Origin of the sequence: Streptomyces alkaliphilus (assembly GCF_014141535.1) — a bacterium.
GTDB classification, from domain to species: domain Bacteria; phylum Actinomycetota; class Actinomycetes; order Streptomycetales; family Streptomycetaceae; genus Streptomyces; species Streptomyces alkaliphilus.
Window position 1 is genome coordinate 1 of sequence record NZ_VKHT01000162.1, and the last position, 7034, is coordinate 7034.

Annotated in this window: 10 protein-coding genes; 3 read left to right on the forward strand and 7 right to left on the reverse strand. The window is 70.6% G+C overall.

What is annotated here, in order from left to right; genetic code table 11:
- Nucleotides 1-213 precede the first annotated feature (213 nt).
- From FNQ90_RS07900 to FNQ90_RS07920, 6 genes are all read right to left on the reverse strand, one after another.
- Nucleotides 214-1098, reverse strand: a complete 885-nt coding sequence (locus FNQ90_RS07900) for a GNAT family N-acetyltransferase (RefSeq protein ID WP_182605720.1) — start codon at nt 1096-1098, stop codon at nt 214-216.
- An 82-nt stretch (nt 1099-1180) separates the two neighbouring features.
- Nucleotides 1181-1381 (reverse strand): hypothetical protein, encoded by a 201-nt coding sequence (locus tag FNQ90_RS07905; RefSeq protein WP_182605727.1) that lies wholly within the window; start codon nt 1379-1381, stop codon nt 1181-1183.
- 5 nt (nt 1382-1386) lie between these two features.
- On the reverse strand, nt 1387-2496 hold the full coding sequence (locus tag FNQ90_RS07910; RefSeq protein WP_182605721.1) for a radical SAM protein: 1110 nt from the start codon (nt 2494-2496) through the stop codon (nt 1387-1389).
- Nucleotides 2497-2566: 70 nt separating this feature from the next.
- Nucleotides 2567-2689 carry a hypothetical protein gene (locus FNQ90_RS28070; RefSeq protein ID WP_267133026.1) on the reverse strand — a complete coding sequence of 41 codons (123 nt, stop codon included), beginning with the start codon at nt 2687-2689 and terminating at the stop codon, nt 2567-2569.
- Nucleotides 2686-2859 carry a hypothetical protein gene (locus FNQ90_RS07915; protein ID WP_182605722.1) on the reverse strand — a complete coding sequence of 58 codons (174 nt, stop codon included), beginning with the start codon at nt 2857-2859 and terminating at the stop codon, nt 2686-2688. Before FNQ90_RS07915 ends, FNQ90_RS28070 begins: the two co-directional genes overlap by 4 nt.
- Nucleotides 2856-3290 (reverse strand): hypothetical protein, encoded by a 435-nt coding sequence (locus FNQ90_RS07920; protein ID WP_182605723.1) that lies wholly within the window; start codon nt 3288-3290, stop codon nt 2856-2858. Before FNQ90_RS07920 ends, FNQ90_RS07915 begins: the two co-directional genes overlap by 4 nt.
- Before the next feature lie 283 nt (nt 3291-3573).
- Between FNQ90_RS07920 and FNQ90_RS07925 the strand changes: the two genes are divergently transcribed.
- A complete protein-coding gene (locus tag FNQ90_RS07925; protein ID WP_182605724.1) occupies nt 3574-4443 on the forward strand; it encodes a helix-turn-helix domain-containing protein in 870 nt (289 codons plus the stop codon).
- Complete coding sequence (locus FNQ90_RS07930) at nt 4440-4646, forward strand: DUF397 domain-containing protein (RefSeq protein WP_182605725.1); 207 nt, start codon at nt 4440-4442, stop codon at nt 4644-4646. Before FNQ90_RS07925 ends, FNQ90_RS07930 begins: the two co-directional genes overlap by 4 nt.
- A gap of 271 nt (nt 4647-4917) precedes the next feature.
- Here FNQ90_RS07930 and FNQ90_RS07935 read toward each other — a convergent pair whose 3' ends face one another.
- A complete protein-coding gene (locus FNQ90_RS07935; RefSeq protein ID WP_407699323.1) occupies nt 4918-5853 on the reverse strand; it encodes an HAD family hydrolase in 936 nt (311 codons plus the stop codon).
- A gap of 128 nt (nt 5854-5981) precedes the next feature.
- On the opposite strand from FNQ90_RS07935, the gene FNQ90_RS07940 reads away from it, so the two are divergent.
- Nucleotides 5982-6944, forward strand: a complete 963-nt coding sequence (locus FNQ90_RS07940; RefSeq protein ID WP_143618826.1) for an LLM class flavin-dependent oxidoreductase — start codon at nt 5982-5984, stop codon at nt 6942-6944.
- Nucleotides 6945-7034: the final 90 nt, after the last annotated feature.

Here is a 7034-nt window from a genome sequence, read left to right on the forward strand (position 1 = left end):
CCCCGATTCCCCGGGGTCGGCCGCCACCGCCGCGCCCCACCGCGCGAACGGGGCCACTCCCGACGTTCCGGGACGGGGGATGGCGCCGGTGATATCGGGACGGTGGGGTCACCGGGGCGGTAGAGGTCCGGCGCTGTTCAGAGCCTCCGAGGCCATGGAGATTTTGCTGTGAAGGACGGGCCATCGGACGACCGGCCTCGTGTCGGGGGAGAGTCAGAGTGTGCGGGTGCAGATGTATCCGAGGGAGGTGAGCCCTTCGGTTTGGCAGAGGCGGTCGGAGGCGCCGCCGACTTCGGTCTGGAGGAGCTGGTAGTCGGCTCCGTGGTGGTGGCCCCAGTTCATGGCGGCACGCCACAGGGCCCGGCCGTAGCCGTGGCCGCGGTGGTCGGGGTGGACGCCGAAGTACTGGGGGAGGAGCTGGGTGCGGCCTGTGGGGTCGGTGATCGTCTCCAGGGGGCCGATGGCTCCGGCGACCCGGCCGTGGTGGGTGATGGTGAGGACGGGGCCGTGGTGGCCGGTTTGCATCTGCTGGTGGAGGAAGGCGAACCCGTCGTTCTTCATGGCCTCGGCGAACGGGGTGAAGGAGCGTTGGACGGGGGTCGGTAGCCGGTCGTACGGCGCGATGTCGGCGGGGGCCGGGTCCTGCTCGCCGGCACCGAAGGTCTTGAGCTGTACGCGGGTGCCGACGCCCACCGCGTAGGTCTCGGGCTGGTCGGGGCCGAGGAGCCAGACGATGCGGGCCGCCGCGGCGTCGTGGATCGCGGCGAGCTTGCGGGCGAGGTCGGCGGCGGCGGTGAGGCTGCCGGGCCCGTTGCCGTAGACGTGGACTTTGATGGTGGCGTGATCGGTCCGCCGGGTGAGGGTGGGCAGGAGCGCGAGGTCTCCGTCGTGGTGCTGCACGTCGTCGGTCAGGAGATGTTCGCTCTTGGGGCCGGGCCAGCGACGGTCCTTGTCCCAGGGCAGGAAGTCGCCGGTTCCGGCGATACGGGCGATGGCCTCGAAGAGGCCGGCGGTGACAGCGGCGGGGTGGACCGGGCCGAGGGTCGGCACGTACGGCACGGTCATCAAAGGGGTGATCCGGTCCCAGCGGAAGCGCATGACCGCACGTTACTCTTCTGCCGCACAGGGCTCGGGCCCCGGCGCGGATGCGCCGGGGCCCGAGCGGTTGTGACCCGATGGGTCAGTGGGGGTTGTCGTCGCCCGCGTTGCACGAACACTTCAGGGCGTCCATCACCGTGTCCAGGTCGGCGACCGGGGTGATCTCGGTGATCGGGGCTGCGGGCTCCTCAACGAGCCGCGTCGCGTAGGCGAGGTTGCCGTGGGTGGGCAGGTCGTCCGGGAGCGGACGCCTGGGGGCGATCTCGACAGGTACCGCCGTCATGGGTTTCACCTCTTCATTCCGTGCTGGCAGTAACTTTCCAGTGGTGCCTTCGCCTCCTGGTAGTGCTTGGCCAGGGGCCTGCACACGGTGCAGGAACCGGACAGCTGGCATCCCTGACAGCCTCCGGTGCGAAGCATGAGCCGGTCGGCGATGGCGCCGAGCCGGGCCAGACCCTCGATCCCCTCGGCGGGGAGGCTGATCTGGTCGTCGCGGCCGATCTTGCAGATGGAGACCAGGCCGTGCGGGTCGGTGTGGAAGAACGTGTGGCCCGCGTTGCAGCCGGTGAACGGCTTGCGCATCCGCAGGTGGTCCTTGGACTGCGCGGTCAGGGACTCGGCGCCGCCGTAGATGGTGGGCGTCATGTTGGTGAAGACGTTGTACTCCACCCCCCAGCGCTCGCACAGCGTGACCATGGCGGCCTCTTCGTGGGCGTTGTCCTCGGTGACGATGACGCTCATCCGCAGCGGCAGCCCGGCCTCGCGGGCTGCGTCCATGCCACGGACGAACAGGTCCCAGGCGCCTTTGCGCTGGGTCAGCTCGTCGTAGGAGTCCTTGGTGGCCCCGTACATCGAGACGGTGACCCGATAGGGCGGGTGGGTGCGGAACATCTCCAGCAGGTCATCGCGCCACAGCAGGGAGGCGTTGGTGGAGACGGTGAGCATCATGCCCAGCCGGTAGGCGGCCCGGTAGGAGGGGATGAAGTCCTTGTCCACGGTGGGTTCGCCGCCGGTGATTTGGAGCCACAGCACTCCGGCATCGGCCATGATCCGAAGACAGCGGAGCTTGTCCGCCAGGGGCATGCCGGAGTAGACCTTCAGACCCAGGTAGCAGTGCTTGCACTGGTAGTTGCAGCCCAGGTTGATCTCCCATGAGGCGCGGCCGTAGCCCCGGGTGGACGGCTCCCGGACCAGGACGTGGTCGGCGAGCGGGCGGCCGGCGAGGTCCGTGCCCCACTGAGTGCGGACGGTGTCGGCCAACCAGGCGGGGAGGGGTTCGTGCGGGTTGTGGGCGCGTAGTTCGTCGTAGCGGGCTTCGGGAAGTAGGAGTCCGGCCTGGCTTCCCGGTCGGAGAAGCATGTGCTGGCCCAGGAACGGGCTGGCGATCAGGTCGTGCATCGCATCTCCTTCGGTGTGGTGGGCCGCCGGGCGGGCGGGCCTGCTTGTCTCCGCCCGCCCGGTGGCCGGTTCATGGGGAGGTGGCCCAGGCGACGGCGATCACGAAGCCGCAGCCGAACGAGACGGTGATGAGCAGCAGCGGGCCGGTGAAGGCCGCGATCCTCCGGACGGTGCGGCGAAGGGGGCGGATCACCGGTGCTCCTCGCCCTGGTGACGCCGCAGCCGTACGTTGGCATCGGTGACGGCCGAACCGTCTCCGGCGGTTGAGGCGCGCTCGCGCAAACGGGCGAGGTGGATGCAGGTGACGCAGTCCTTCACGGGAACGGGCCTCTTCCCGGGGTCGCGCGGCTGGGGGCCGATCACGGCAGCGGCCTCCCCTCGGCGCGGGCGACCCGGTGTCGGTGGCCGTGGGCGAGGCGGCCGAGGACATCGGCCGCTTTCCCGAGCAGGCTCAGGCTGTGCTCGGGTGTACTGTCCGGCCCCGCGCGTCCGCCGGATTCGGCCAGCGTGATGGCTTGGCGGATCGTGGCGGTGTGCGCGGCCCGCTCGGTGGGATTCTTCAGCGCGGCGACGTGGGCGGTGGCCTCCGGTTCCAGCGCGATGATCGCGGTGACCAGGCGGTCGCGCAGGGCTGCGACGGCGGGTCCGGTGGCCCGGCCGTTCCCGGCCAGTACCAGGGCGAGGCCGACATCCATCCTCACCTCCGTCAACGGCATCTTGCCGGAGGGAGGTCGGGGCGTCTGATGCTTCGGGCTGGGCTGCCGGGGCGGGGCCTGGGTGAGTCTTCCGGGCATGCGGTGGTCCTTGGGGCTGGGACGTTCCGGACAGAGCGAAGTCATGCGGAGACGCGGTGCGTTGTGACTTGAGGCACAGTCACCGCAACCCGGGATCACCATGCACGACTGAATCCAGGATTCGCAAGGTTGCGGATTGAATTCACAGGAACAGAACGTGGGTTCTATGGACGTGCACACCCGATCGCAGGCACACTGCACCCGTAAGCAGTTCCGAACACCCGGAAAAGGTCCGCGAAAACCCGGATCGCCGGCTCCGGTACCCGAAAGGGATTCAGCGTCCATGCCGACCATCAAGCCCGTTCCGACTCTCCGCCGGCGGCGTCTTGGCGGACGCCTTCGAGACCTGCGCAACCAGGCCGGGCACAGCCTGGAAACCGCCGCCGCGGCGATGGGCTGGGACCCCACCAAGCTGTCCCGCATCGAGAACGCCAAGGCACAGATCAAACCGACCGAGATCGGTACCCTGCTCGCCTCCTACGGTGTCCGGGATCAGGAGTTGACCGCCGCTTTGGAGGGCCTGGCCCGGGATGCCGGCAAGCGCGGCTGGTGGCAGACCTACGGAAACGTCATGGCCCAGGTCTACAAGGACCACATCTCGCTGGAGGATGACGCCGAGACCACCCGCATCTACGCCTCCAACCTGATCCCCGGTCTGCTACAGACCGGGGCCTACGCGCGGGAGATCATCGCTGCCACCGCCTTGACCCGCAGCCCGGAGGAGGTCGTGGCCCTCGCCGAGGTCCGCAAGACCCGGCAGGCGATCCTCACCCGACCCCAGGGCCCGCTGAACCTGTGGGCGGTGATCCACGAGTCCGCCCTGCACTACCGCTCGGCCGCCCATCCGCCGCTGATGCGTGAACAGTTGCGCCACCTGCTGGAGATGGCGGACCTGCCCAACATCACCATTCAGATCATGCCGCTGGACGCCACCGCCCACCCCGGAATGCTCGGCCTGTTCGAGGTCGTCAGATTCCCCCACCCATGGCCCACCGTGGTCTTCCTGGAGAATCTGCGCGGCGGATACTTCGTCGAGGCCGATGACGACGTGAAGGTCTTCGAGACTGCCTTCGACCGGGTCCTGGCCGCCGCACTGCCGGTGGACGACTCCCGGGAGACCATCAAAAGAGCCATGGAAGGAAGTACCCCGTGAACCACCACCGCACCACCACCGGCCCGGATGTCGGCTGGCGCAAGTCCACCTACAGCAACGGCGGCGAAGCCTGCGTGGAGGTCGCCGACATCCCCGACGGACTGGCCGTCCGCGACTCCAAAGACATCACCATCCCCGTCCTGACCCTCCCCGCTCCTGCCTGGAACACCTTCATCGCGACCCTCACCGGCCGAGCCGTCTGACCTCGCACCACGGGAACACCGACGGCACCTCCTCACGGGTATTGGGGAGGTGCCGTCGGCATCTCCTCCCCGCTACCCGGGGCCCGGATCCGGGACTCCCACAACCGCGCCGAGTCACCCATTCAGGTGAATGCCGACACGGCGGCGACACCACACCACCTACTCGGGTGCCTCCGTCGTCAATATGCCGCATGATCGGCGGACTTGTGCGGCAGAGAATCCCCGGCCGCCTTCATCTGCCGCGCACTCGCGCAGTCACCCCGATGTGCACTCAGCCCGGCTGCCGGTTCATCGCCGGGAGCGCGGAGCCGGCCGGCGCCGGGGGGAGTTCCAGCAGGCGTTCGACGACCACCGCCACACCGTCCTCCTCGTGGTCCGCGGTGTGCCAGGGGGTGGCGGCGAGCACGTCGGGGTGGGCGTTGGCCATGGCGACACCGGCGCCGGCCCAGGAGAGCAACTCCAGGTCGTTGGGCATGTCACCGAAGGCCACCACCTCCGAGGCGGAGATGCCCCGCAGCGCGCAGTGGGCGGCCAGCGTGCTGGCCTTGGTGACCCCGGCGCCGCTGATCTCCAGCAGGGCGCTGGGGCTCGAGCGGGTCACGTCGGCGTCCCCGGCGGCGGCTCCGCGCCCCAGGTCCAGGAAGAGGTCGGGCGTCAGTTCGGTGTGGTGGGCGAGCAGCTTGACCACGGTGGGCGGGCCACCGGGCCCCGCGCCCTCCGGGGCATCCGGACCGATCGCGCCGCTCAGCAGCTCCTCCACGGGGCCCACGGTCGCCCCGGCGTCGGGGAAGAGGGGCGGGTAATGGGGGTCGTAACCCATGCCCCCGGTGCTCTCCACGGCGAAGGAGGTTCCCGGCGCCACGGCGCGCAGCGCGGAGACGACGCGCAACGCCGCGGCGTTGTCCAACGGGCGCAGGCGGGTCACGCGGTGCCCGTCGGGGCGCAGGTCGGCGACGACGGCGCCGTTGGCACACACCGCCGTGGACGCCCCCGGCACGCCGTCCACCACCCGCAACCACCGCAGGGGTCGGCCGGTGGCGAAGACCACCTCGATGCCCGCCGCGTCGGCGGCGGCGAGCGCGGCCCTCGTGCGGTCGGAGACGGTCTTGTCGCGACGAAGGAGAGTGCCGTCGAGATCCGTGACGATCATCTTCGGGCGGATACGGTCGGAAAGGGCGGCGGCGGAGAGGCGGGAGGGAGAGGTCACAACGGCACATCATCGCGCATATGCCGGCACATGTGTGCGGTCGTGAGCCCGGATGAGCCGCGGTGCGCCGCTTTGCGCCATGGCCGGGGGAGGCCCCCCGGCCCACCGAAGGGCCTAGGCTGCCCCCCATGGCTGATTCCGACTGCTACCCCCCGCTTCCGTCGACCCCGGGCGTCCCGCGCCTGTCCACCGTGATCCTCCCGGTGCGACGCTGGGCCGACGGCGGCCGGGACACCTGGCGGCGCGCGGAGGAGCTGGGGTTCCACACCGCCTACACCTACGACCACCTGAGCTGGCGCTCCTTCCGTGACGGCCCCTGGTTCGGTGCCCTGCCCACCCTCACCGCCGCCGCCGCGGCCACCGAGCGGATGCGCCTGGGCACCCTGGTGACCTCCCCCAACTTCCGCCACCCGGTCACCCTGGCGAAGGAACTCATCACCCTGGACGACGTCTCCGGAGGCCGGGTCACCCTGGGCATCGGCGCCGGCGGCTCCGGCTTCGACGCCACCGCCCTGGGCAACGACGCCTGGACCCCGCGCGAACGCGCCGACCGCTTCGCCGAGTTCGTGCCCCTGCTCGATCGCCTGCTGAGCGAGGGAGGCCCCACCGGTGTCTCCTACCGGGGCGACTTCTACTCCGCCCACGAGGTGCGCAACATCCCCGGCTGCGTCCAGCGCCCCCGCCTGCCCTTCGCCGTCGCCGCCGGCGGCCCGCGCGGCATGCGCCTGGCGGCCCGCCACGGCCAGGCCTGGGTCACCATCGGCAGTCCGGCCGACACCCCGCCCGGTGATCCGGCGGCGGGCGAGGAGCAGGGTTGGCGCGATCTGGCCCGTCAGGTCGAACGACTGGAGGCGGTCTGCGAGGAGGCCGGACGCGAGCCCGCCGCCCTGGGCCGGATCCTGCTGACCGGCTTCACCGACCACCGACCGCTGGGATCCCTGGACGCCTTCGTCGACTTCGCCGGTCGGGCCGCCGAACTCGGCTTCACCGAACTGGCGCTGCACTGGCCCATCCCCGACTCGCCGTTCGAGGCCGATCAGAAGGTCTTCGAGCGCATCGCCGCCGAGGGGTTGGCCCAACTCACCCCCTGACGCCGCGCCCGCGGCGCGTGACCGGCGTCCCCGCGGACGCCGGTGTCCCGTCCGCGGTTCCACCGCCCGTCCCCGGGGTTCCCCCGGTTC